Source organism: Micromonospora echinospora (genome assembly GCF_900091495.1).
Taxonomy (GTDB): domain Bacteria; phylum Actinomycetota; class Actinomycetes; order Mycobacteriales; family Micromonosporaceae; genus Micromonospora; species Micromonospora echinospora.
The window spans coordinates 512,534-536,829 of the sequence record NZ_LT607413.1; the positions used below are offsets into that span (position 1 = coordinate 512,534).

20 protein-coding genes are annotated in these 24,296 nt (G+C 74.0%); 8 read left to right on the forward strand and 12 right to left on the reverse strand.

Features of this window, described 5'->3' with window-relative positions:
- Positions 1 to 43 precede the first annotated feature (43 nt).
- The 3 genes from GA0070618_RS02325 to rimP are packed head-to-tail and all read right to left on the reverse strand — an operon-like array spanning position 44 to position 2,094.
- The gene (locus GA0070618_RS02325) at positions 44 to 376 is read right to left on the reverse strand and encodes a YlxR family protein (protein ID WP_088980148.1); all 333 of its coding nucleotides are present in this window, start codon (positions 374 to 376) and stop codon (positions 44 to 46) included.
- A 15-nt stretch (positions 377 to 391) separates the two neighbouring features.
- On the reverse strand, positions 392 to 1,435 hold the full coding sequence (gene nusA, locus GA0070618_RS02330) for a transcription termination factor NusA (RefSeq protein WP_088980149.1): 1,044 nt from the start codon (positions 1,433 to 1,435) through the stop codon (positions 392 to 394).
- Positions 1,432 to 2,094, reverse strand: coding sequence for a ribosome maturation factor RimP (gene rimP, locus GA0070618_RS02335; RefSeq protein ID WP_088985231.1), 663 nt, complete (start codon positions 2,092 to 2,094; stop codon positions 1,432 to 1,434). The genes nusA and rimP overlap by 4 nt, the downstream gene beginning before the upstream one ends.
- A 156-nt stretch (positions 2,095 to 2,250) precedes the next feature.
- Between rimP and GA0070618_RS02340 the strand changes: the two genes are divergently transcribed.
- From GA0070618_RS02340 to GA0070618_RS02355, 4 genes are all read left to right on the forward strand, one after another.
- Positions 2,251 to 2,775, forward strand: coding sequence for a hypothetical protein (locus GA0070618_RS02340; RefSeq protein ID WP_231931577.1), 525 nt, complete (start codon positions 2,251 to 2,253; stop codon positions 2,773 to 2,775).
- The gene (locus GA0070618_RS02345; RefSeq protein ID WP_088980150.1) at positions 2,772 to 3,200 is read left to right on the forward strand and encodes a DUF4439 domain-containing protein; all 429 of its coding nucleotides are present in this window, start codon (positions 2,772 to 2,774) and stop codon (positions 3,198 to 3,200) included. Before GA0070618_RS02340 ends, GA0070618_RS02345 begins: the two co-directional genes overlap by 4 nt.
- A gap of 197 nt (positions 3,201 to 3,397) precedes the next feature.
- Positions 3,398 to 3,898, forward strand: coding sequence for a nitroreductase/quinone reductase family protein (locus tag GA0070618_RS02350; RefSeq protein WP_088980151.1), 501 nt, complete (start codon positions 3,398 to 3,400; stop codon positions 3,896 to 3,898).
- A 42-nt stretch (positions 3,899 to 3,940) separates the two neighbouring features.
- Complete coding sequence (locus tag GA0070618_RS02355) at positions 3,941 to 4,648, forward strand: hypothetical protein (protein ID WP_088980152.1); 708 nt, start codon at positions 3,941 to 3,943, stop codon at positions 4,646 to 4,648.
- 41 nt (positions 4,649 to 4,689) lie between these two features.
- Here the strand turns inward: GA0070618_RS02355 and GA0070618_RS02360 are convergent, their stop codons facing one another.
- Both GA0070618_RS02360 and map read right to left on the reverse strand, forming a co-directional pair.
- Positions 4,690 to 5,406, reverse strand: a complete 717-nt coding sequence (locus GA0070618_RS02360; RefSeq protein WP_088980153.1) for a VIT1/CCC1 transporter family protein — start codon at positions 5,404 to 5,406, stop codon at positions 4,690 to 4,692.
- The gene (gene map / locus GA0070618_RS02365) at positions 5,403 to 6,260 is read right to left on the reverse strand and encodes a type I methionyl aminopeptidase (protein ID WP_088980154.1); all 858 of its coding nucleotides are present in this window, start codon (positions 6,258 to 6,260) and stop codon (positions 5,403 to 5,405) included. The genes GA0070618_RS02360 and map overlap by 4 nt, the downstream gene beginning before the upstream one ends.
- Before the next feature lie 98 nt (positions 6,261 to 6,358).
- Here map and GA0070618_RS02370 point away from each other — a divergent pair, with 98 nt between their 5' ends.
- The gene (locus GA0070618_RS02370) at positions 6,359 to 6,673 is read left to right on the forward strand and encodes an STAS domain-containing protein (protein ID WP_088980155.1); all 315 of its coding nucleotides are present in this window, start codon (positions 6,359 to 6,361) and stop codon (positions 6,671 to 6,673) included.
- A 66-nt stretch (positions 6,674 to 6,739) separates the two neighbouring features.
- Here GA0070618_RS02370 and GA0070618_RS02375 read toward each other — a convergent pair whose 3' ends face one another.
- From GA0070618_RS02375 to pcaF, 5 genes are all read right to left on the reverse strand, one after another.
- The gene (locus GA0070618_RS02375) at positions 6,740 to 10,405 is read right to left on the reverse strand and encodes a SpoIIE family protein phosphatase (protein ID WP_088980156.1); all 3,666 of its coding nucleotides are present in this window, start codon (positions 10,403 to 10,405) and stop codon (positions 6,740 to 6,742) included.
- A 243-nt stretch (positions 10,406 to 10,648) separates the two neighbouring features.
- A complete protein-coding gene (locus tag GA0070618_RS02380) occupies positions 10,649 to 11,200 on the reverse strand; it encodes a pyridoxamine 5'-phosphate oxidase family protein (RefSeq protein WP_088985233.1) in 552 nt (183 codons plus the stop codon).
- 362 nt (positions 11,201 to 11,562) lie between these two features.
- The gene (locus tag GA0070618_RS02385) at positions 11,563 to 13,722 is read right to left on the reverse strand and encodes a putative bifunctional diguanylate cyclase/phosphodiesterase (RefSeq protein WP_231931578.1); all 2,160 of its coding nucleotides are present in this window, start codon (positions 13,720 to 13,722) and stop codon (positions 11,563 to 11,565) included.
- Positions 13,723 to 13,728: 6 nt separating this feature from the next.
- Positions 13,729 to 14,547 (reverse strand): SAM-dependent methyltransferase, encoded by an 819-nt coding sequence (locus GA0070618_RS02390; RefSeq protein WP_088980157.1) that lies wholly within the window; start codon positions 14,545 to 14,547, stop codon positions 13,729 to 13,731.
- A 95-nt stretch (positions 14,548 to 14,642) separates the two neighbouring features.
- Positions 14,643 to 15,848, reverse strand: coding sequence for a 3-oxoadipyl-CoA thiolase (pcaF, locus tag GA0070618_RS02395; protein ID WP_088980158.1), 1,206 nt, complete (start codon positions 15,846 to 15,848; stop codon positions 14,643 to 14,645).
- Between the two features lie 266 nt (positions 15,849 to 16,114).
- Here pcaF and GA0070618_RS02400 point away from each other — a divergent pair, with 266 nt between their 5' ends.
- The 3 genes from GA0070618_RS02400 to GA0070618_RS02410 all read left to right on the forward strand — a co-directional run bounded on the left by GA0070618_RS02400 (position 16,115) and on the right by GA0070618_RS02410 (position 19,627).
- Positions 16,115 to 16,738, forward strand: coding sequence for a DUF998 domain-containing protein (locus tag GA0070618_RS02400; RefSeq protein WP_088980159.1), 624 nt, complete (start codon positions 16,115 to 16,117; stop codon positions 16,736 to 16,738).
- Positions 16,739 to 17,129: 391 nt separating this feature from the next.
- Positions 17,130 to 18,437: a dicarboxylate/amino acid:cation symporter gene (locus tag GA0070618_RS02405; protein WP_088985235.1), complete on the forward strand. Its 1,308-nt coding sequence runs from the start codon at positions 17,130 to 17,132 to the stop codon at positions 18,435 to 18,437.
- A 122-nt stretch (positions 18,438 to 18,559) separates the two neighbouring features.
- Complete coding sequence (locus GA0070618_RS02410; RefSeq protein ID WP_088980160.1) at positions 18,560 to 19,627, forward strand: NADH:flavin oxidoreductase/NADH oxidase; 1,068 nt, start codon at positions 18,560 to 18,562, stop codon at positions 19,625 to 19,627.
- Between the two features lie 60 nt (positions 19,628 to 19,687).
- Here GA0070618_RS02410 and GA0070618_RS02415 read toward each other — a convergent pair whose 3' ends face one another.
- On the reverse strand, positions 19,688 to 23,245 hold the full coding sequence (locus GA0070618_RS02415) for an ATP-binding cassette domain-containing protein (RefSeq protein ID WP_088980161.1): 3,558 nt from the start codon (positions 23,243 to 23,245) through the stop codon (positions 19,688 to 19,690).
- 100 nt (positions 23,246 to 23,345) lie between these two features.
- Entirely contained in the window at positions 23,346 to 24,185 is an 840-nt protein-coding gene (locus GA0070618_RS02420; protein ID WP_088980162.1) for a GNAT family N-acetyltransferase, read from the reverse strand.
- Positions 24,186 to 24,296 lie beyond the last annotated feature (111 nt).

The following is a 24,296-nucleotide window of genomic DNA, read 5'->3' on the forward strand; positions in this document are numbered from 1 at the left end:
CCTGCACTTGAAGCCTGGTCATTTCAGGGACTTCATCGTGTGCTCATGTCGGTCGTCCTACCTTGCTAGCGACTCCCGTCCGGTCGGGCTGACCGGACGTGAAGCTTGGCGCATCGACGTACTTCGCCAGTTCGCCATGATCGGGAACCCCGGCGACACGCAACGCACGCCCGAAGGCGCGGCGTCGCACCGCCTGCGCGAAGCAGGCCGGACCCGGGTGCAGGTTCGCCCCTCGACCCGGCAGCCTGCGGGCCGGATCGGGTCGGAGGCTGTGACCAGCCTCGTCGCCAACCGCGACGATCCGCAGGAGTTCGCTGGCCGGCGCCCGTTTCCGGCAACCCACACAGGTGCGCTCCGGCTGCGCGCGTCGTACCACTGAAGAAGTCTACCCCTAGCTGCTCGAGATCGCTCCGCCCGGCTCCGGGACGTGATCAGCACCGCGCCGCCCGGCCGGGGCCGACTGCTCGGCGTCCGACCGGATGTCGATCCGCCAACCGGTCAGGCGGGCAGCAAGCCGGGCATTCTGCCCTTCCCGGCCGATCGCCAGGGAGAGCTGGAAGTCGGGCACGGTGACCCGGGCCGTCCGGGTGGCCAGGTCGACCACCTCGACCCGGAGCGCCTTGGCCGGCGACAACGCGTTGCCCACGAAGGTCGCCGGATCGTCCGACCAGTCGATGATGTCGATCTTCTCGCCGTGCAGCTCGCTCATCACCGCGCGGACCCGCTGCCCCATCGGGCCGATGCAGGCACCCTTGGCGTTGACCCCGGGCGTGGTGGAGCGGACCGCGATCTTCGTACGGTGACCCGCCTCACGCGCGATGGCGCTGATCTCGACGGTGCCGTCGGCGATCTCCGGCACCTCCAGGGCGAAGAGCTTCTTCACCAGCGCCGGGTGGGAGCGGGAGAGGGTGATCTGCGGACCCCGCATGCCCTTGGCCACGTGCACCACCACGCAGCGGATCCGCTCGCCGTGCCGAGGGTGCTCACCGGGCACCTGCTCGGACTGGGGCAGGACGCCCTCCAGCTTGCCCAGGTCGACGCTGATGATGCCCTTCTCGGCACGGGCCTCGTGCGCCTGGACCACGCCGGTGACCAGGTCACCGTCGCGCCCCACGTACTCGCCGAAGTGCACCTCGTCGGTGGCCTCCCGCAGCCGCTGGAGGATCACCTGCTTGGCGGTCATCGCGGCGATCCGACCGAAGTCGTGCGGGGTGTCGTCGACCTCCCGCACCACGGTGCCGTCAGGGTCCAGCTCCTGGGCGTACACCAGGGCCTGGCCGGTCTTGCGGTCGATCTCCACCCGGGCGTGCGACTGGGCGCCCTCGGTGTGCCGGTACGCGGTCAGCAGCGCGGTCTCGATCGCCGCGAGGATCGTGTCGAACGGGATCTCCCGCTCGCGCTCCAGTGCGCGCAGCGCCGCGAGGTCGATGTTCACCTCTCCTCGTCCTCCACATCATCTTCGTCGTCGATGTCGTCGATGTCGGCCTCGTCGGTGGCGTCGAACTCTTCCGCCTCGTCGATCTCGTCGAGGCGGTTGAACTCGACCTGCACCCGCCCGGGGCCGAGTTCGGCGTAGGTCCACTCCGCGCGCTCGCCGTCCACGTCGAGCACCACGCGCTCGTCGTCCGCCTCGAGCACCCGGCCGGTGACCTGGCGGTCCCCCGGCTGCCCGGCGCGCTGTTCCGGCACGGCGGTCCGGGCCGTCACCCGCACCAGCCGGCCGACGTTGCGGCGCCAGTGGCGGGGCAGCGTGAGCGGGCGGTCCACGCCCGGAGAGCTCACTTCGAGCTGGTACTCCCCCGCGACGATGTCGCCGCTCGCCTCCTCCGCCGCGTCCAGCGCCGAGGAGACCGCCCGGGAGACGTCGGCCACCGCGTCCAGGCTGACGCCCCGGTCACCGTCGACGATCACCCGGACCACGTGCCGGCGTCCGGCCCGCGAGACGGAGAGGTCCTCCAGGTCGTACCCGGCGGCGACCACCACCGGCTCGATCACGGCCCGCAGCCGGGCCCGGCGGGCGGCGAGATCCCCGCGCGGCGCACCGGTGGGACGGGGTCTCCCCGTCGGCCTGGTGGCACGGCCACGCTGCGTCATCTCGCGCACCCCTCTCAACTCGACGGCGCCCGGTCGGGCAGCCACGGCGACACGCCACCGGCGCGATTCGCCACCGGTGGCTGCGCAGAGCGTAACGCGCCGTCGGCCGGACCGGCCGGGCGGCGCACCGACGCCGTTGCCCGCGAACGGTAGCGGATGGTGTTGACTTGTCCGGTGGGGATTCGCAGAGCAACACAGCGCGACGGAACGGCCGGACATTCCCGGCGAAAGTTACTGCGGACCGGTGCCCTCCTGGTCCTCGGCGGAGCCACCGTCCCGGTGGCCGGCTGCGGACTCCTCGACCGGGACGACCCGCCGCCACCACCCGACCCGCTCCAGCCCCTGATCGACGGCGCGCTCGCCCTGGCGGCCCGGTACCGGGCCGCGATCGGCGCCGACCCGACGCTCACCGCGCGACTCACCCCGATCGCCGACGCGCACCACGCGCACGCCACCGAGCTGGCGGCGGCGATCGGCGTGGCCCTCCCCTCGCCCAGCCCGGTGGCGTCGACCACCGCTCCCGCCGGTGACGCCGCCACCGTCCTCGCCGAGCTCCGCGCGGCCGAGGAGCGCGCACGCGCGGAGGCGGCGACCTTCTGCGCACAGGCCCCGGCCGACCGGGCCGCCCTGGTCGGGTCGATCGCCGCGGCGCGCGCCACGCACGCGGAGGTGCTGCGGTGACCGCCGAGGAGGCGCTGGCCGCCGCGCTGACCGCCGAGTACGCGGCGATCTTCGCGTACGGGCCGATCGGGGTACGACTCACCGACGCCGCCCGGCGGGCCGCCCGGGAGGCGGAGGCCGCGCACCGGCGTCGCCGGGACGACCTGGTGCTGCGGCTGAGCACCGGCAGCGGCGCCGTCCCGGCCGACCGGGCCGGCTACGCGCTGCCCTACCCGGTCACCGACGCCGCGAGCGCGCTGCGGCTGGCGGTCGAGGTGGAGGAACGCACCGCCGGACACTGGCGGGCGGCGCTGGCGGCGACCACCGACGCGGAACGCGCCCTGGCCCTGGCGGCGCTGACCGACTGCGCGCTGCGGGCGACCCGCTGGCGGCGCACCGCCGGCATCACGCCGTCGACCGTCCCGTTCCCCGGTCGCCCCTCCTGACCCGGTCGCCCCTCCCGACCCGGTGGCCCCGACCGGACCCGGTCGCCCCTGCCGTCCCGGTGGCCCCGAGCGGACCCGGCCGCGCCTGCCGTCCCGGCGGCCCCGACGGACCCGGTCGCCGCCACGGGCCCGGCCGGCTCGGCCGGCGTCGGGTGTCCCTGCTGACACCGTCGACGCCGGCCGGCAGACTGGGCGGCGTGTCCGTACTGGGAACCCTCGCCCGTCGTCTCGGGCACCGACGCTGGTTCGCCGCGGCCGGTCGCCTGCTCGTCCCCGCCGACCGGCTGGTCGGACGACTCACCCGGGGCCGGGTGGTCGCCCTCGGGCTGATCCCGTCCCTGGTGATCACCACCACCGGACGCCGCTCCGGCCGGCCGCGCAGCAACCCGCTGCTGTACGTGCCGGACGGCGACGGGTACGTGGTGGTCGGGTCGAACTGGGGACAGCCGAGTCAACCGGCCTGGGCGCTGAACCTGATCGCCGAACCGACCGCCGAGGTGACCCTCGCCGGACGCCGGATCCCGGTGCGGGCCGAGCTGGCCACCGGCGCGGAACGGGAGCGGCTCTGGCGGCTCCTGGTGACCGAGTGGCCGGCCTACCGCACGTACGCGCAGCGGGCCGGCGACCGGGAGATCCGCGTGTTCCGGCTCGTCCCCACGGGCGCGGCGGGAACCGGCGGAGCCGCCTCCGCCGACTAGGGTGGGCCGGGACCGCGACGCACGCAGTGAGGTGATGGGCGGGTGGACCCGTACGACGACCCCCGGTGGCGGGTGGCGGAACGGGTGGCCGCGGCGCTGACCCGCCGGTTCCCCGCCGACGTGCTCGCCGTGGCGGTGCACGGCCCGCTCGCGCACGCCGACGACGACGGTGGCGGGACGGGCGAGGTGGGCCTGCTGGTGGCGACCTACCGGCCCGACTCCGGTCCCCGGTCGACCAGCCGCCGGGTCGACGGGGTGCTGGTGGAGCTGACCGTCACCGGGTCGGAGGAGTACGTACGCGAGGCGCGGACCCTGTCACCCCGGTGGCCGCTGACCGCCGACCGGTACGTCACCACCCGGCCGCTGCACGACCCGACCGGCTGGCTGCCGAAGCTCCGCGACGAGCACCTGGGCCGGCTGGCCCGGGCCCGGCCGGCCGAGTTCAGCGCCGCCGCCCGACAGGCCTGGTACAAGGGGTCGGCGGCGCACGCCCGGGCCGCCCGGCTGGCCGAGTGGTACGAGACCGACCAGGCGCTGCTCATGCTCGCCGAGGCGCGGCTCGCCGCAGCCACCGTGTCCGGGCTGCTGAGCCGGACGTACTTCCGGGACGCGGGGGACGCGGTGCGGCGTACCGGCCTCGCCGGGGCGGACATGACCGAGGTCGGCGCGGTGCTGCGGCGGCAGGCCGGCGAGCTGACCGCCCGGGGACGGCCGGTGGACGGCACCGTCGACGACCTGCTCGACGGCTGACCGCCGTCCCGGGAGGTGACGACGTCGTCGCGGCCGGCGGGTCAGCCGATCCCGCCCTGCACGCCGATCAGCGACCCGATCAGGTACGTCGCGACGGCCGCCGCCGCGCCGAGGAGGAGCTGCCGCAGTCCGCTGGTCCACCAGGGCCGGTCGGTGAACCGGGCGACGACGGCCCCGGCGGCGAAGAGCCCCGCCCCGCCCACCGCGAGGGCCAGCCAGAGACTGGTGAACCCGACCAGGTAGGTCAGGAGCGGGACCAGCGCACCGACCGAGAAGAAGACGAACGACGAGAACGCCGCCGTCCACGGGCTGGGCTGGTCGTCCGGGTCGACGCCCAACTCCTCCCGGACGTGCACCCGCAGCGCCTCCTCCGGGTTACGGCGGAGCGCCTCGGCGACCTCCCGGGCCAGGTCGTACGGGAGGCCACGGGCCGCCCACGCGTCGGCCAGTTCCTGGGCCTCCGCCTCGGGGTGCCGTTCCAGCTCCCGGCGTTCCTTGGCGACCTCGGCGGCGACCTGCTCGTTGGCGGAGCGGACGCTGGTGTACTCGCCGAGCCCCATGGAGATCGCCCCGGCGACCAGCCCGGCGGTGCCGGTGAGCACGACGGCCCGGGGCGAGACGCCGCCACCGCCCACGCCCGCGATCAGGGCGATGTTGGTGACCAGGCCGTCCATCGCGCCGAAGACCGCCGGACGCAGCCAGCCGCCGGAGACGTCCGCGTGGTGCCCCTCCCGCAGTGCCGCCGGTGTGTCGGTCACGGCAGGGTGAGGATCTCGTGCCCGGTCTCGGTGACCACGACGGTGTGCTCGAACTGGGCCGTCCACTTCCGGTCCTTGGTGACCACGGTCCAGCCGTCGTCCCACATGTCGTACAGGTGGGTGCCGAGGGTGATCATCGGCTCGATGGTGAAGGTCATCCCGGGCTCCATCACGTCGGTGGGGCGCGGGCTGTCGTAGTGCGGCACGTACAGGCCGCTGTGGAAGGCCTCCCCGATGCCGTGCCCGGTGAAGTCGCGGACGACGCCGTAGCCGAAGCGCTTGGCGTACGACTCGATGACCCGGCCGATGACGTTGATCTGACGGCCGGGCGCGACCGCGCGGATGCCGCGCATCATCGCCTCGTGGGTCCGCTCGACCAGCAGCCGGGCCTCCTCGCCCACCTCGCCGACGCGGAAGGTGGCGTTGGTGTCCCCGTGCACCCCGCCGATGTACGCGGTGACGTCGACGTTGACGATGTCGCCGTCGTGCAGCACGGTGGAGTCCGGGATCCCGTGGCAGATCACCTCGTTGAGGCTGGTGCAGCAGGACTTGGGGAAGCCCCGGTAGCCCAGGGTGGACGGGTAGGCGTCCTGGTCGACCAGGAACTCGTGGACCACCCGGTCGATCTCGTCGGTGGTCACGCCGGGCTTGCAGTGCTCACCGGCGAGCTGCACCGCCTGCGCGGCGATCCGCCCGGCGACACGCATCCGCTCGACGGTCTCCGGGGTCTGCACGTGCGAGCCGCGCCACTCCTGGGGGCGCTTCTTGCCCACGTACTCCGGTCGGCGGATGTGCGACGGCACCGGTCGCCACGGAGAGAGCGTGCCTGGGGTCAACGGCGCACGGACGGTCATCCCGCAAGCCTATCGCCGCCCCAGAGGGTGCCGACACGCAGCGGGCCGTGCCCCGGGCGGCTGTTGCCCGCACCCGGGCGCTGTGCCATCGTGTCAGCGTGGATCAAGGGGGAAGCACTCCCGTCTTCGCTGCCACCGCGCAGGTCGACGGTGATCACCTCCGGGTCGTCGTCACCGGTGAGGTCGACATGGCGACGGCCGACACCATGCTCCAGACCGCGCTGCGGGAGCCGGCCCGACGGTTGACCCTGGACCTGCGGGCGGTCACCTTCTTCGACTCCGCCGCCATTTACGCCGTCGTCCAGCTCGCCAGACGGTTCCCCGGCACGCTGGCCGTGCTGCCGTCCCGCCAGGTGCGCCGGGTGCTCGAGATCGCCGGCCTCTCCGGCCAGGACTGGTTCGACCGGAGCTGACCGCAGGTCGGACAGTTCCTCGTTCCCCGCGCCCCGCCCCGCCCCGCACCGCGCCGGCCGTCCGGGTCAGTCCGCCAGCCGTCGACGCAGGGTCACCTCCGTGCCCGTCGCGGTACGGCTCACCGCGAGGTCGCCGAGCGCGCGGATCAGGGAGAGCCCCCGCCCCCGGAAGGCCGACCCGGACGACTGCCGCCACTGGCCGCTGTCCCGGACGGTGACGCTGACCGTCCGGTCCTCGATGGTCACCTCCACGTCGATCACCGGCTCGGCCGGCGCCACCGGATGCTCCATCGCGTTCGCCGCCGCCTCGGAGACCGCCACGGTCAGGTCGAACAGGTCCGTCTCGCCGACGTCGTGGGCGACGAGGAAGTCCTCCACCCGCTTGCGCAGCACGCTCAACCGGGCCGGGTCGGCGGGCAGCCGCACCGCGAAACGGTCCTGCTCGGTCGCCTCCAGCGCGAGCACCGCCACATCGTCGCGGCGAGGGCTCTCGACGACCCGCTCGACGACGGAGTCCACCAGGTCGGCGACGTGCCCGACGAAGCCCGCCACGTCCGATCTGAGCTGCGCAAACCCGACGTCGATGCCGAGGTTCCGGTCCTCGATCAGGCCGTCGGTGTAGAGCAGGAGCCGGCAGCCCGGGTCCAGCGCCCCCGTCTCGCTCCGGTACGACGTGTCGGGAATGGCGCCGACGGGCGGGCCCAGGGCGCGGTCGTGCAGGAACGCCACGTCGCCTCCTCTGATCAGCAGTGGGGACGGATGGCCTGCGCTGGCGTACCGCAGCCGCCCGGTTCGGGGATTGAAACAGAGACAGACGACAGTGGCGAACGAGCGCCGCTCGACCGAGCCGACCAACCGGTTGAGCCGGGTCAGCGACTCACCCGGATCGAAGCCCTCCAGCACGTACGCGCGCAGCGCGTTGCGGAGCTGCCCCATGACCGCGGCGGCGTGCACGCCCTTGCCCACCACGTCCCCGATGACCAGCACCAGTTCGCCGTCGACCTCGATCACGTCGTACCAGTCGCCGCTGACCTCGACGTCACCGCTGCCGGGCAGGTAACGGCTGGCCACCACCGCGCCGGGCAGCTGCGGCAGGGTGCGGGGCAGCAGGCTGTGCTGGAGGGTGGTGGCGATCCGGCGCTCCGCCTCGTAGAGCTGGGCGTTCTCCAGCCGTACGCCGATCAGCCGGGCCAGTTCGATGAGCACGGCCTGATCGGCGTCGGCGCGGGCCCCGTGCCGACGCCAGATCCGCAGCTCGCCGAAGGGCTCGCCGGCAGTGCCGGCCAACGGCAGGACGACCGACGGGTCGCCGGACGAGTCACCACCACCGTCCGCCTCGTACCGGGCGTCGGCGGCGGTGACCACGGCCCGCGCCGCGTCGACCAGGGTGAGCGCGTGCCGGGCGGCGACGGCGACCACCTCGGCGGTGGAGCGGGCGGTGTTGACCGCCACCGCCGCGTCGGCCAGGGCCCGCAGTCGCCGGATGGTCTGCCCGCGCAGCTGCCCGAGCTCGACGTTCGCCCGGACCCGGGCGATCAGCTCCTGCCCGGAGAAGGGCTTGGTCAGGTAGTCGTCGGCGCCGACGGAGAGCCCGGCCACCGCCTCGGCCGAGCCGGCCCGGGCGGAGAGCAGCACGATCGGCACATGCCGGGTACGCGGATTCGCCCGCAGCGCGGTGACCAGGCCGAACCCGTCCAGCCCCGGCATCATCACATCGGTCAGCACCAGGTCGAACGGGGCGGTCTCGACCGCCTCCAGGGCGGCGACGCCGTCCGCGACCGCCACGACCTCCCAGGACGAGGCGAGCAGCCGGGTGACGTGTTCCCGCAGGTCGGCGTTGTCGTCGACGACCAGGATCCGGCCCGTCCACGGTCCGCCCCGGCCGGTCCCGCCCGCTGGGGGCGGCCCGGCGGACCAGAAGGCGACCTCGGAGACGTACGACCGGGCCCGCGCGGACTCCGGGAGCGGGGACGGGCCGTCGACGACCCGGTCGGCCGGCAGGTGCGCGGAACCCAACGGCAGGGTGACGGTGAACGTGCTTCCCGCACCCACCCGGCTGGTCACGCCGACCTCGCCGCCGTGCATCCCCACCAACTCACGAATCAGGGCCAGACCGATCCCCGTCCCCTCGTGGCTGCGGGAACGCGCCCCGGACACCCGGTGGAACCGCTCGAAGACGTGCGGCAGCTCGTCGCCGGGGATGCCGACCCCGGTGTCGGTCACCTCGAGCCGCGCGCCGCCCGGGACCGAGCGGACGCGGACCCGGATCTCCCCGTCGAAGGTGAACTTCACCGCGTTGGAGAGCAGGTTGAACACGACCTTCTCCCACATGTCCCGGTCGACGAAGACCGGCGCGGGCAGCGGCGGGCAGTCCACGGTCAGCCGCAGCCCGGCCCGCTCGATGGCGGAGCGGAAGGTGCTGGCCAGCCGGGCCGTGTAGTCGGCCAGGTCGGTGGGACGGTAGTCGGCGCCGAGCCGGCCGGACTCCAGCCGGGAGAAGTCCAGGACGGTGTTGACCAGCTTGAGCAGGCGCAGCGCGTTTCGGTGCATCACGGTGAGCCGCTCGGTGTGGCCGACCGGCAGGTCCGGGTCGGCGAGCATGTCCTCCAGCGGACCGAGCACCAGGGTCAGCGGGGTACGGAACTCGTGGCTGACGTTGGCGAAGAAGGTGGTCTTCGCCCGGTCCAGCGCGGCCAGTTCGGCAGCGCGGGCCCGCTCCTGCTCGTACGCCCGCTGCCGGGCCACCGACCGGGACACCTGCGCCGCGACGAGATCGAGGAAGGTGCGGTACTCGGCGGTCAGCGGGACCCGCTCGGCGACGCCGAGGACGAGTGCCCCGACGGTCTCGTTGGCGGCGAGAACCGGAAACGTCCACGCTCGCGCGGCCGTGCCGGCCGGTGCCGGGTCGACCAGGTCGGCGACGTCGACCGGCCGGGCGTCGGCACCGGCGAGCACCCGCCGGACCGGCTCCGGCAGCGCCTGGGCCGACGCCACCCGGTCGGGGTCGACGCCGCTGCACCCGGCCAGGGTGACCCCGGCGGTCGCGTCGGTCAGGTAGAGCAGCCCCAGCGGGACGTCCGCGTGGTGTGCGTCGAGCACCGCGGCCATGGCCCGCCCCCGGTCGGCCCCGTCCTCGATGTCGGTGAGGCGGGAGCCGAGTTCGGCCAGGGCACGCAGGCGGCGCTCCCCGAGCACCCGGCCGGTGGTCTCGTTGACGATGCAGTACACCCCGCCGATCGAGCCGTCGTCGATCCGGACCGGGTCGTAGGAGACGTCGAAGAAGACCTCTTCCAGATAGCCGTGCCGCCGCAGCAGGAAGGGACGGTCCCCGGCCCGGTACGCCTCGCCGGTGCGGCGGACGCCGTCGAGCAGCGGTCCGAGGTCGGGCCAGGTCTCGGACCAGTGCACCCGCGCCGGCTGGCCGAGGGCGTACGGGTGCTTGGTGCCGATGGTGGGCAGGTAGGCGTCGTTGTAGAAGGCCCGGTGGTCGTCGCCCCAGAACATCACGATCTGGGCCTTGGAGGTGAGCATCATGGCGACCGCGTTGACCAGCGCCGGAGGCCACTGCTCCGGCGGGCCGATCGGGTTGTCGGCCCAGTCGAGATCGCGGATCCGGGCGCCCATCTCGCCGCCGGCCGCGAAGGCAGCCGTCAACTGTGGGGGCACTTCTACCCCACCCGTGGTGCCCGTCGATGGGCCGCGCTCGTCCACGCCCCCCTGGGCCGAGCCCATGCTGCCTCCCGCTCCGGCCGCGTCCGGCGCGCCCCTGAACCATCGCCCGCCCGTGCTCCGGCTTGTACCCAAGCGGAACAGCAACGTAACGCATACCGTCCGCACGACGCTGGTTACCCGGACCTCGTCCGGACGCCACCGGTCGGTCACCGGATCGCCGCCCGGCCGGGCGGGCGGGCGCTACAGGGGCTCGTCGGTACGCCGCGCCGGGCAGCGGGCGGCGGCCGGAAGGGCGAGGGGCGGTCAGAACACCGGCAGGCCGTCGATGCTCGCGGCGTTCTTCGTCGCCCGGTACACCACCAGGTCCTCGGTCGTCCGCCGGGAATGGTTGGTGAGCAGCATGTCCCGGTCGCCCTGGTACTCCATCAACGGCACGGAGAACCCGCAGGAGTCGGAGACCCGGTCGACCTCGACGGTGACGACCGCCCGGACGGCGTGCAGGTCGGGCGGGTCGGGAAAGTCGGCGAGCCGGGTGGCGAAGTCGGGCGTGTCCACCGCGACGGTGTCGCCCCGCCCGTGCAGCCGTACGACCTTGGGCGGGCCGGCGAAGGCACAGAACATCAGCGTGATCCGGCCGTTGTCCCGCAGGTGGGCGATGGTCTCCGCGCCGCTGCCGTGGTAGTCGAGGTAGGCCACCCGGTGCGGGCCGAGGACCACGAAGGTGCCCCGCATGCCCTTCGGCGACACGTTGACGTGCCCGTCGACCGAGGTGGGGGCGGTCGCCACGAAGAAGACCGGCTGCGCCTCGATGAACGCGCGCAGCCGTCCGTCGATCTCGGGGTACACCTTGCCCATGTCGTCCATCGTCCCACCGGCGCGTCGTCGCCGGTGTCCCGGACCCGCCAGTCGGAACGCGTGCCCGACGCCGTCCCAAAATGCCTTGCCGGCCCATTGACACCGGGCGCATCCTTGACCTCGTGACCAGGCCCGATCCCGGGCCACCGCCGGGCACTCGGAACCCCGGCACCGCGGCGGCGCGGGGCGTCGGTCACCTCTCTCTCACCGGTACGGCGATCCGCCGTACCCGACAACCGCCCCGCGCCGCCGCACCCGGGGTCGGTCCGCCGGTCGGGGTGCTTCCGCACCGCCGGGGCCGGCACGCGCCTCCGTCACACGGGTGCCAGGTCGACCTGCCGGCACCGTCGGTGTGGGCGACATCACCGCTCGCCGCGCAGCCGGGCGGTGATCTCGTCGACTGGCACGGGTGGGCCGAAGAACCTCCCCTGCCCGGTGTCGCAGCGCAGCGCGCGGAGCCGTTCGGCCTGCACCGCCGTCTCCACCGCCTCGGCGGTCACCCAGAGCTCCACCGCGTGTGCCAGCCGCACCAGCGCGTCGACGATCCGCTCGTCCCGGTGCCCGGCGGGCGAATCCGGTCCGTCGGCCCGGATCCCCTCCACGAACGGCCCGGCCAGCTTCAGCGAGTGGATCGGCAGTTTCCGCAGGTACGCCAGATTGGAGTACCCGGTGCCGAAGTCGTCGATGGCGAGTCGCACACCGAGGCCGGCGAGGCGGTGCAGGGACCGCAACGGCTCGCCCGCCGTGCCCATCACCGCGCTCTCGGTCAGCTCCAGCTGGAGCAGGTCGGCGGGGAGGCCGCTGGTGGCGAGCGCCTCCGCGACGGTGGCCACGATCTCCGGATCCTCCGCCTGCCGGGCGGCAAGATTGACACTGACCACCAGTCGGGCCCCGGGAAACTCGGTCAGCCAGGCGTGGGCGTCCCGGCAGGAGCGGCTGAGCACCCAGCGGCCGAGCTGCACGATCAGACCGGTCTCCTCGGCCAGACCGATGAACGCGTCCGGCCCGAGCAGGCCCAGTTTCGGATGCTGCCAGCGGACGAGCGCCTCGACGGCGACCATGGTCAAGTCGAGCAGCGAGACGATCGGCTGGTAGTGGACCACGAACTCGCCCCGCTCCAGCGCCGCCGGGAGGCTCGCGACCAACGCGGACCGCGCGATGTCGCGCGCACCACGCTCCGGGTCGTAGACCGCCCACCGGCCCCGCCCCTCCGCCTTGGCCCAGTAGAGCGTGGTGTCGGCGGCCTTCATCAGCTCCGACACGCTGGTCTCGCCGACCGCGCAGTCGACGATGCCGATGCTCGCCGAAACGGCGAGCTGCTGCCCGGCGACGTGCACCGGGGCGGCCACCGCCGTCAGGGCGGTGGCGGCGACGCCGACCGCGCGGTCGGCGACGCCGCCGTCGACCAGGATGACGAACTCGTCTCCGCCCATCCGGGCGACCAGGTGCCCGTGCTCGGCGACGCAGCTCGCCAGCCGCTGGGCGATCACCACCAGCAGCCGGTCGCCGAGGTCGTGCCCGAGGCTGTCGTTGATCGCCTTGAAGCCGTCCAGGTCCAGGAAGCAGACCCCCACCCGGTGCTCCGGCGTGGCCTCGGCGAACAGGCCGCCGAGGGTCTCGAAGAACAGCGTCCGGTTGGGCAGGCCGGTCAGCGGGTCGTGCAGCGCCTGGAAGCGGAGCCGCTGCTGGAGCTCGTACCGGTCGGTGATGTCCTCGATCATCGCCACGGTGAACCTCGGCCGACCGTCGTCGTGCCGGATCAGGGACACGGCCAGGTCGGTCCAGACGACGCTGCCGTCCTTGCGGTGGTAGCGCTTCTCCACCCGGACCGCGTCGTGCCGGCCGTTGACGAGGTCCTGGTACAGCTCCCACATCCCGGCCGCGTCGTCGGCGTGGAACAACGCGGCCACGTTGGTCCCGCGCAGCTCGGCCGGGGTGTAGCCGAGCATGTCCGCAAAGGACTGATTGACGTCGATGATCTGGCCGTCGGTGCCGGCGATGCCGATCCCGATCGCCGCGCCGGTGAAGACCGCCCGGAACCGGGCCTCGCTGTCCCGGAGCGCCTGCTCCACGTCGTCCCGGGCCTGCCACGCGGACCGGGCGATCCGCTCCTGCTGGGTGAACGTCCGGTCGCGCAGCGCCCGGGCGAACCCGGCGGCGAGCGCGCCCTGCAGCGCGGCGACCCGGTCGGCGGCGTCCGGAACGTCCCGGTGCTCGGGAAGAACCTCGGCGAGGAAGCGGGCACCGAGCGCGCGCACCGACCAGTCGAGCACCCGGGGTTCGGTCAGGTGCGCCTCGACCAGCGACCGCCCGACGTCCCGGGCCGGTTGCGGGGTGAAGACGTCGGCCCGGATCGCCTGGGCCAGCCGTACCGTGTGGAGCAGCAACAGTCGCTCGGTCTCGTCCGCGCTCAGCGGCACGAACCCCAGCCGCCGCACCGACCGGGCCCAGTCGGCGGCGTACCGCCGGGCACCGGCGTGGTGCAGCCCCTCCTCGTCCGGTTCCCCGGCGGAGCCGCTCACCGTCGCCTAGCCGGCGGTACGGTCGTTCCGGGCGACGGCGCCGAACGCGCCGAACCGCTCCGGGTGCTCGTCCACGTCCGACGGCGAGTCCGGCCGCCACAGCGGCATGTGCACCACGCCGGGGTCGAGGATCGTCCAGTCGCCGAAGAACGCGGCGACCTCGGCCCGCGACCGCAGGGTGATCTCCGTGTCGGTGCGCGACGAGAGCCGCTGCGCGTCCAGCATCTCCGGGGGCTGGTCCTCGAAGGTGGAGTGCGAGACGACCAGGAAGCTGCCGGGCGCGGCGGCGGCCCGCAGGGTGGCCAGGATCTCGGCCGGGCGGTCCGCGTCCGGGACGAAGTGCACCACCCCGGCCAGGAGGATGCCCACCGGACGGTCCAGATCGACCAGACCGGAGGCGCGGGCCTCGGCGAGGATCCGCTCCGGTTCGCGTAGGTCGGCGTGGAGCACCCCGGCCCGCTCGTTGCCGGCGAGCAGTTCCCGGCTGTGCGCCACCGCCACCGGGTCGATGTCCACGTAGAGCACCCGGGCCGCCGGGTTCGCGGCCTGGGCCACCTCGTGCACGTTGCCCACGGTCGGGATGCCGGAGCCGATGTCCAGGAACTGGTCGATGCCGGCGTCGAGGAGCACCCGCACCGCCCGGCGCAGGAACTCCCGTCCGGCCCGCATGGTGGCGGGCAGGTTCGGGGTCATGGCGGCGATCTGCTCGGCGAGTTGCCGGTCGACCTCGAAGTTGTGGGCACCGCCGAGGAAGTAGTCGTACACCCGGGCCGCGCTCGGGCGGCTCAGGTCGATCCCGGCGGGTGTTCCGTCCGGCTGCTGCATCGTCCACCCCAGTCCGTGGCCGTGGGTCGCCGGCGACCCACGGCCACGACGCGGGTGGTCACCGACAGACCCGCAGGTCGTGTGGTGTGCCCACTCTAGGCCGCTGACTCGAGGATCAGCGAGATCCCCTGACCGACCCCGACGCACATGGTGGCCAGGGCACGCCGGGCACCCCGGTGCCGCAACTCCAGCGCGGCGGTCAGCGCGAGCCGGGCCCCGCTGGCGCCCAGCGGGTGACCGAGCGCGATCGCCCCGCCGTTCGGGTTGACGTGGTCGGCGTCGGTGGGCAGGCCCAGCTCACGCAGGACCGCGACGGACTGGGCGGCGAACGCCTCGTTCAGCTCGATGACGTCCACGTCGGTCAGCCGGAGGCCGAGCCGGTCGAGCAGCCGGTGGGTGGCCGGCACCGGTCCGATGCCCATGGTCCGGGGCGGCACCCCGGCCGCCGCGGCGCCGACGACGCGGGCCAGCGGGGTCAGCCCGTACCGGGCGACGGCCGCTTCACCGGCCACCAGCAGCGCCACCGCGCCGTCGTTGACCCCGGAGGAGTTCCCGGCGGTCACCGTGCCACCTTCCCGGAACGGGGTGGGCAGGGCGGCCAGCTTCTCCAGGGACGTCTCCCGGGGGTGCTCGTCGGTGTCGACCAGCCGGGTGCCCCGACGCCCCTCCGGGACGGTCACCGGCACGATCTCCTCGGCGAACCGCCCGTTTGCCTGGGCCTTCGCGGCGCGCTGCTGGGAGCGGAACGCGAAGGCGTCCTGCTCGGCCCGGTCGACGCCGAACTCGGCGGCCACGTTCTCCGCCGTCTCCGGCATCGAGTCGATGCCCCACTGCTTCTCCATCAGCGGGTTGACCAGCCGCCACCCGATCGTGGTGTCGTACACCTCGGCGGCCCGGGAGTACGGCGTGGCCGCCTTCGGCATGACGAACGGCGCCCGGCTCATGCTCTCCACCCCGCCGGCGACCACCAGCTCGGCCTCACCGGCGACCACGGCGCGGGCGGCGGTGGCGAGCGCGTCGAGACCCGAGCCGCAGAGCCGGTTCACGGTGCTGCCGGGAACGGTCTCCGGCAGACCGCCGAGGAGCGCCGCCATCCGGGCCACGTTCCGGTTGTCCTCCCCGGCCTGGTTGGCGCAGCCGAGGACGACGTCGTCCACCCGCTCCCAGTCCACCGTCCGGTGGCGGGCGACCAGCTCGCGGATCACATGCGCGGCGAGGTCGTCGGGGCGGACCCCGGCGAGGGCGCCGGCGTACCGGCCGATCGGGGTGCGGACTCCGGCCACCAGGTATGCCACGCTCATCGCTGCTGTCCTTCGGGGGTGGGAAGGGGCGGGGGCGGTGCCGAACGGGTCACGGCGGCACCCGGCCAGGATATCGGCCACCGGAACCGGTGCCGGAGACCGCCGGACAGGAGCTGTGGGCGGGAGCCGTAGGCGGGAGCGGCGGGCGGGACCCACTGTCCGGGACGGATTAGATTGGCCGGCATGGGCCGCACCGAGACCACCGCCGGGGACGGATCCGCGCCGCCCGGCTCCCGGACCCTCCGTCCCACGGCACCCGACCGGGCGTGACCGGAATCACGCGACGGGCCGCCGCAGCCGGGGCGGCTGCCTGTGTGCTCGGTGGCGCGATCGCGGTCGTGGTCGCCGTGGTCGCCGGCCCCGGTCCGGGTCTCACCGGGTACGTCAGCGAGGCGGGCGTCACCGACAGCGGATACGCCCCGACGTACCGGGCCGGGGTGTTCGCCCTGGCCGCCGGCCTGCTGCTGCTTGCCGTGGCGCTGCCGGCGGCGGCCCGGCCAGCCGCCGCGCTGCTGGTCACCGGAAGCCTCTGCACCCTGCTCTCCGGAGCCGTGACGTGCAGCGACGGCTGCCCGCTGCCCCCGTTCGAACGGGCCACCACGGCCGATCTGGTGCACGGCGGAGCGAGCATCGCCGGAGTGGCCGCAGTGGTCTTCGCGATGGTGGCGGTCGTCCTGTGCTCCGCCGCCGGCACGCGGGTACGCCGGGTGGCCGCCGTCGGCGCGCTGGTCGCGCTGCCGCTGGCCGCCGCCGTGGGGCTGGCGATGCTGATCGTGGGGCGGAGCGCGCTGGTCGGCGTGCTGGAGCGGCTGCTGCTGGCGGAGACCGTCGGCTGGGGGCTGGCCACCGCCATCCTGCTCAGCCTGCCCAGCCGCCCGACCAGCCGGTAGCCGTCGGGACAGCCATCGACTTGGTCGGCAGCCGTCGGGCGGTAGCAGTCGGGCGCTAGCGGGCAGGCGGTAGCCGCCGGGTGGTAGCAGCCGGGTGGTAGCAGCCGGGTGGTAGCAGGGGTCCCCTGTTACCGCTTTTTGCCGAGCAGGGGTCCCCTGCACACACCCCAGGCACGGTGGCACACCAGGTGTGTAAGGAGCCTCACCGAGACAGCTCCTTTCGATGCGGCGACCGCCGGCGTATCGTCACCAGGCGATGACCAACGTCTGGCACCTCACCGTCCGCCTGTACGTCGACCTTCGACGGCAGGCCAGCGGTGTCTGTCCGGCGCGACTGCTCCCCTGACGCCGTCGCCCTTCCAGACCCCTTGGACGTCCCGTGCCTTCCTTCCTGCGCAAATTCCCCTTCTCGCTCCAGATCCTGCTCGGCCTCGTCGTCGGTGTACTGCTCGGCTTCGTGGCCCGCGCCAACGACCTGAGCTGGTTGACCAGCACCCTCGACACCGTCGGCGGCCTCTTCGTCCAGCTGCTCAAGCTGGCCGTACCGCCGCTGGTCTTCACCGCCATCGTGGTCAGCGTGGTGAGCCTGCGCGGCGTCGCCAACGCCGCCCGGCTGGCGCTGCGGACCCTGCTCTGGTTCGGCGTCACCGCGCTGATCGCGGTGGGCGTCGGCATCGGGCTCGGCCTGCTCACCAACCCCGGCCGGGGCGTCACCCTGGACACCGCCGGGGCGACCGCCCCGGAGCGGACCGGCTCCTGGACCGACTTCCTCACCGGGATCGTCCCGACCAACCCGGTCGGCGCGTTCGTCGAGGGCAACGTCCTCCAGATCGTCTTCCTCGCCCTGGTCGTCGGGGCGGCGGCGATGCTGGTCGGCCCGGCCGCCGAGCCGTTCGTCGCGGTCAACCGGGCGCTGCTGGAGATCGTGCAGAAGGCCCTCTGGTGGGTCATCCGGCTCGCCCCGCTCGGCACCCTCGGTCTGATCGGCAACGCGGTCGCCTCGTACGGCTGGGACCTGCTCGCCCCGCTCGCCCGCTTCACCACCGCCGTCTACGTCGGCTCCGCGATCGTCCTGTTCGTGGTGTACCCGCTGGTGCTGGTCACCGCCGGCCGGCTCAACCCGCTGCGCTTCTACGCCGGTGCCTGGCCGGCCGTGCAACTCGCCTTCGTCTCCCGGTCCTCGGTCGGGACGATGCCGGTGACCCAGCGCTCCGTCGAACGCCTCGGCGTGCCCCGCGAGTACGCGTCCTTCGCCGTACCGTTCGGCGCGACCACCAAGATGGACGGCTGCGCGGCGATCTACCCGGCACTGGCCGCGATCTTCGTGGCCCAGGTCTTCGGCGTGGACCTCACCGTCACCGACTACCTGCTGATCGCCTTCGTCTCGGTGGTCGGTTCGGCGGCGACCGCCGGCCTGACCGGCGCGATCGTGATGCTCACCCTGACCCTGAGCACGCTCGGCCTGCCGCTGGCCGGGGTGGGTCTGCTGCTCGCCATCGACCCGATCCTGGACATGATCCGCACCGCCACCAACGTGGCCGGGCAGGCGCTGGTGCCCACGGTCGTCGCCGCCCGGGAGGGCATCCTCGACCGGGAGGCGTACGACTCCGCCGGTCGTCGGGACGTCACCGACCCCGTCCTTCCCGCCAAGCCGACGGTCGACCGTCCTGCCGACGACCTCGCGCCGAACCCGGCGTGATCCTTGGTTGCAGGGGACCCTTCCTACCGCATCTTGCGTAGCAGGGGTCCCCTGCAACCACCCAGGCCGCAGCAACCGCACAGCCCGCCGGCAGGGCGACCCCATCCCCGAGAGGAACCGAGATGAGCGCTCTCTTCACCCCTCTGCCGCTGCGTGGGGTCACACTGCCCAACCGCGTCGGCCTGGCCCCGATGTGTCAGTACCGGGCCGACGCCGACGGCCGGCCGAACGACTGGCACCGGGTGCACCTCGGGGCCCGTGCCGTGGGTGGCGCGGGCCTGGTGCTGACCGAGGCCACCGCCGTGGTGCCGGAGGGCCGGATCAGCCCGCAGGACACCGGCATCTGGTCCGGCGCGCAGGTCGACGCGTGGCGGCCGATCACCGAGTTCCTCACCCGGCAGGGCTCGGTGCCGGCCGTCCAGCTCGCGCACGCCGGGTTCAAGGCGTCCACGTACCGGCCGTGGGCGGCACGGCGCGGTGGGGTCCCGGACGCCGACGGCGGCTGGACGCCGGTCGGCCCCGGCGCGGAGCCCTTCGTGCCCGGGTACCGGACCCCCACCGCCCTGGACACCGCCGGCATCGAGGCGGTGGTCGAGGCGTTCGGCGTGGCGGCGGCACGGGCCGTGGACGCCGGCTTCGCCGCCGTGGAGATCCACGCGGCACACGGGTACCTGCTGCACGAGTTCCTCTCCCCGCTGACCAACCACCGCACCGACGGGTACGGCGGTGACCGGGCCAGCCGGATGCGACTCACCGTCGAGGTGGCCCGTGCGGTACGTGCGGCGGTCGGCGAGGACGTCCCCGTCCTGGCCCGGATCTCCGCCACCGACTGGGTCGACGGGGGCTGGACGGTCGACGACAGCGTGGTGCTGGCCGGGGAACTGGCCGCCGCCGGGGTGGACCTGGTCGACTGTTCCTCCGGTGGGGCCTCGACGGACGCCCGGATCCCGGTCGGACCGGGCTACCAGGTGCCGCTGGCCGCCCGCATCCGCCGGGACGCGGTCGTGCCCACCGGCGCGGTCGGCCTGATCGTGGAACCGGAGCAGGCGGAGCGGATCGTCGCCGAGGGTGAGGCCGACCTGGTGCTGCTGGGCCGGGAACTGCTGCGTGACCCGTACTGGCCGCGACGGGCGGCGGCGAAGCTCGGTGCCGCCCCGGAATGGCCCGATCCCTACGCCCGCGCCTTCTGACCGTCGGCCCGGCGGCGGCCCCGACCAGCGCCGGTCCCGCTAGGGCCGGCGCCGGTCGGGTCAGCCGGCCAGGTGGGACCACCGGTCGGCCAGGTCGTGCCAGGGCCCCTGGGCGACCACCTCCCCGCCGACCAGCACCACCACGTGGTCGGCCTGAAGCAGGGCCGCCCGCTTGGACGTCGACCCGACCACCGTCACCCCGGAGGCCCGCAGCGCCGACCAGAGCGCCAGCTCGGTGGTGACGTCCAGGGCGGAGGAGACGTCGTCGGCGATCAACAGCTCGGTACGGGGCGCCAGCGCGCGGGCCAGCGCGAGGCGCTGCAACTGCCCGCCGGAGAGCCGGGTGCCCTTGTGTCCGATCACCAGGCCGAGCCCGGCGCCGGCCGCCGCCAGGTCGTGGTCGAGCTGCGCGGTGGCGACCGCGCTGGTGGCGTCCACGCGGTGTCCGAGGGTGATGTTGTCGACCACGGTGCCGGAGAGCACCCGGGGCAGCTGGCTGACGTAGCCGACCTGGTTGGGGCGGAGGAACAGCTCCGGCTCGGTCACCGGGTCCCCGTTCCAGGCCAGGCCGCCGGTGTGGTGCACGATGCCGGCCAGCGCCCGCAGCAGTGACGACTTGCCCGCGCCGACCGGCCCGACGACCAGCACGAGTTGGCCGCGCTCCACGGTCAGGTCGACGTCGCGGACCGCGACCGTGCCGTCCTCGTGCACCGCCGAGAAGCCGGTGAGCGTCAGCTCGCGCAGCGGGTGCCGGGGGGCCGGCTCCGGCGCGGGCGCGGTGCCGGCGGAGAGGTCGAGTCCGGGCACCGCCGCCGAGTACGCCGCCATGCCGGTCATCGCCACCGTCCGTTTCGTCCACACCCGGGCCGACGGGTACTGCGCGATCAGCGACGCGGTGGTCCAGGCGAACCAGCGGGCCGCGCCCAGGGTGGAGACGGCGACCAGGGTCGCGCCCGACGACAGCCCACCGGCGAGGAAGAGCGCCCACGCGCCGACCGGCAGCAGCCCGCTCACCACCGAGGGGGTCGACCGGGACCACACCTGCACCCTGATCTCCCGCCGCTGCCGGTCGCTGCGGACGGTGTCCAGGGTGGAGAGGTGGTCGAGCACCGGGCCGGTGGCCCCGGCGAGCTTCACCGTCCGGGCCGCCGACAGCGACGACACCAGGGCGGTGGCGAAGGCCGCCCGAGCCGCCACGGTGGCCCGCGCGGAACGCTCCAGGCGGGGCCCGAACAGCGTGGCCGCGAGCGCCGAGACCACCATCGTGCCGAGGAAGAACAGCCCCGGTACGACGCTGCCGGAGACCGCCGTCATCGCCACCACCAGCACGATGCTGGTGGCGTTGTCCATCACGTTGTCGGCGAGCTGCACCACCCGTTCGGTGTCGCCGCCCTGGGCCACCACCTCGGCGGGGGTGTGTCCGCTGACCCGGCGCGCGCCGGTCTGCCCGTACAGCAGCCGGGCGCTGATCCGCAGGCTCTGCCGGACCCACCACTGCGGGAACCACAGGTTGGTCAGGTAGGGCACCGGCAGGGTGACCAGGAGCGCGGCGACGATACCGGCGGCCGGCAGCCAGATCGTGCCGACGTCGTCCACCACGCCCGCCCAGAGCCAGGGCAGCACCGCGCCGTCCAGCCCGAGGATCGAGGAGAAGGTGAACAGCACCAGCGCGAACATGCCGTACCGGCCGTCGTTGACGGCCAGGCGGAGGATCTCCCGTACGGTCCGGGCCGGCGGGGTCACGGGCTCCGGTGGCGCGTCGGCGGTCGGCACGGCCGCGTCGGCCGGCGTCGGGCGTTCCGCCACGGCCACCGCCGACCGGGGCAACGTCTCCCGACCGGCGGACGCGCTCCCGTCGGCCGTCGCGTCGCTGCGGCTGTCCCGGCCACCCCCGGCCGGCACCAGCACCCGTTCGCCGCCGCCGGTCGAGCCCGGCGGATCGTCGTACGCGCTGGTGTGGCTCGCGGCGAGCAGCCGGGCGAAGCGTTCCGACTCGTGCAGCGGCCCGGCCTCCACCACCGCGCCGTCGGCCAGCACCACCACCTCGTCGCAGCGTCGGACCGAGGAGAGCCGGTGCGCGATGACGATGCCGATCCGGTCGGTGAGCAGGCGTTCGGTGGCCCGCTGCACCCGTGCCTCGGTGACCGGGTCGAGCCGGGCGGTCGCCTCGTCGAGGATCACCACGTGCGGGTCACGGACCAGGATCCGGGCGAACGCGACGAGCTGCTCCTGGCCGGCGGAGAGGACGTACCCGCCCTCGCCCAGCCGGGTCTGCACGCCCGCCGGCAGCTCCGCGACCCAACCGTCCAGGCCCAGCTCGTGCAGGGCCCGGCCGGCGGCGTCAAGCAGGTCCGGGTCGAAGAGCGCGACGTTCTCGGCGAGCGTCCCGGCGAGGATCTCGGTGCGCTGGGGCACCACGGCGACGAACCGGCGCAGCTGCTCGACGTCCAGGTCGAGCAGGTCCGCACCGGCCAGGCGGACCGTCCCCCGGGGCAGGTCCACGGCGCGGGACAGCACCTTGGCCAACGTCGACTTGCCCGATCCGGTGCGCCCGACCACCGCGTACGACCGCCCCGGAACGAAGGTCAGGTGCACGTCGCGCAGGGCCGGCCCGCGAGCGCCCTCGCTGGTCGGGTAGCGGAACGTCAGACCCCGGATCTCCAGCCGGCCCGGGACCGGGGACGACCCCCCGGTCGGCTCCTGTCGGGCGTCGGCGAGCAGTTGTACCCGGGCCCACGCGCCGAGGGCGGCCTGGAGTTGCGGCACCATCCGGGTGACCTGCTCGACGGTCCCGCCGAACCCGAGCACGAGCAACCAGATGGCGGTCAGCCGGGCGCCGTCGACGCGACCGGTGACCAGGGCCCAGCCGCCGGCGAGGACCACGGCGGCGATGCCGAACCGGGTGACCACGGTGGCGGCGGTGCTGACCTGGGCGGTGAGTTTCCACACCCGTTCGCCCTTGCGCAGCACCTGGGACGCCCGCTGGGCGAAGAGCTTCAGCACGTACGGCCGGGCCAGGGTGGTGCGGACGTCGTCCTGGCCGTGGATGGCCTCCTCCAGCACCGCGGCCAGGTCGGACCAGGCCTCCTCCTCGGCCATCCGGGCCGGGGCGATCCGCGAGGTCGGACCGCGCAGCAGGAACACCAGCAGGAGGGTCAGCACCAGCATGCCGATCCCGGCCGGCCACCAGACGAACAGGGCGACCAGGGTGGAGAGCACGCCGGTGGCCAGCGCCTGGGTCAGCCGGACGCCGACGTGACGCACCTCCGCGCCGACCTGGTAGACGTCACCGTCGATCCGGTCGAGCAGCTCGCCGACCGGGGTGCCCTCCAGGGTCGGCAGGTCCTGGCCGAACGCGACCCGGCACAGCCGCCGCCGCACGTCCGCCGTCCAGTCGGCGGTGAGCCCCGCCATCACCAGGTTGATCACCAGGTCGGCGAGGACGACGGCGACCAGCGCGGCGGCCAGCACCACGAAGAGCAGACCGGAACGGTGCACCAGCACCGGCCCGGCCAGGGCGGCGGCAGCAGCCTGTCCGGCGGCGCCGAGCACGATCAGGACGGCCACGAACGTCACCCGGCGGGGCGAGGTGACCCACAGGTCGCGGAGCAGACGCATGGAAGGAAATCCTCCGGTCCCGGGTGGCGGAACGTCCAGCCTCTCCGGCGACGGGCGACAGCTCAACGCATTTACGCCACCGGCAGAGGTCGGGTTCGGCTCAGAACAACACGGTGGCGAGGGTGCCGACGGGCCGGAAGCCGCACCGCTGGTACACCCGGCGCGCGGGCAGGTTGAAGTCGTTGACGTACAGGCTCACCGTCGGCGCGACCCGCAGCAGGGCGTGGCGCACCACGGCCGCCATCGCCGCCGTGGCGATCCCGCGTCCCCGCCACCGCGGGTCGACCCAGACCCCCTGGACCTGGGCGGTGCGCGGGGTCACCACGGCCAGTTCGGCCTTGAACACCACCTGGCCGTCGACGAACCGGGCGTACGCCCGACCGGCGCGGACCAGTTCGGTCACCCGCCGCCGGTAGCTGCGACCACCGTCGTCGACCAGGGGCGACACCCCGACCTCCTCGGTGTACATCGCCACCGCCGCCGGGAAGAGCACGTCGATCTCACCGGCCCGGACCTGCCGGACCTCCCGGTCGACCGGTACGCCGGGCAGCGCGTCCGTGGCGAGCAGGGGCTGGTTGGGGCGGACGTCCCGGGCCGGCCCCCAGCACGGGGAGAGCCGGTCCCACAGACCGAGGACGGCGTCCGCCCGCCCGACGATCGACGAACAGATCCGTTCCTCGCCGCAGAGCAGGTCGGCGAAGGCGGCGACGGCGGACTGGTCGGCCAGCACCGGGGTCAGGTTGCCGCCCAGCCAGCAGATCGACTCGACGTGCCGGCGTGGACCGTACCCGAGGATCCGTCCCTCCGCCCGCCACCAGGCCAGCCCGCGGGCGGCGACCCGCTCGGCCACCTGCGCCCCCGCGTAGGGGTCGCGGTCGAGCAGCCGCTCGACCACACGGCGCTCCGACTCGCCCAACTGCCGCACCGGCACCGTCAGCACGGATACCAGCCTGCCAGATGTGAGCGCTGTCGCGCCGGTCGAGTGGCGAGCCCGCCGGGACGCGCGACGGCCCGACGGCGGTGGGCCGCTGGGCCGTCACACGTTCGGGCG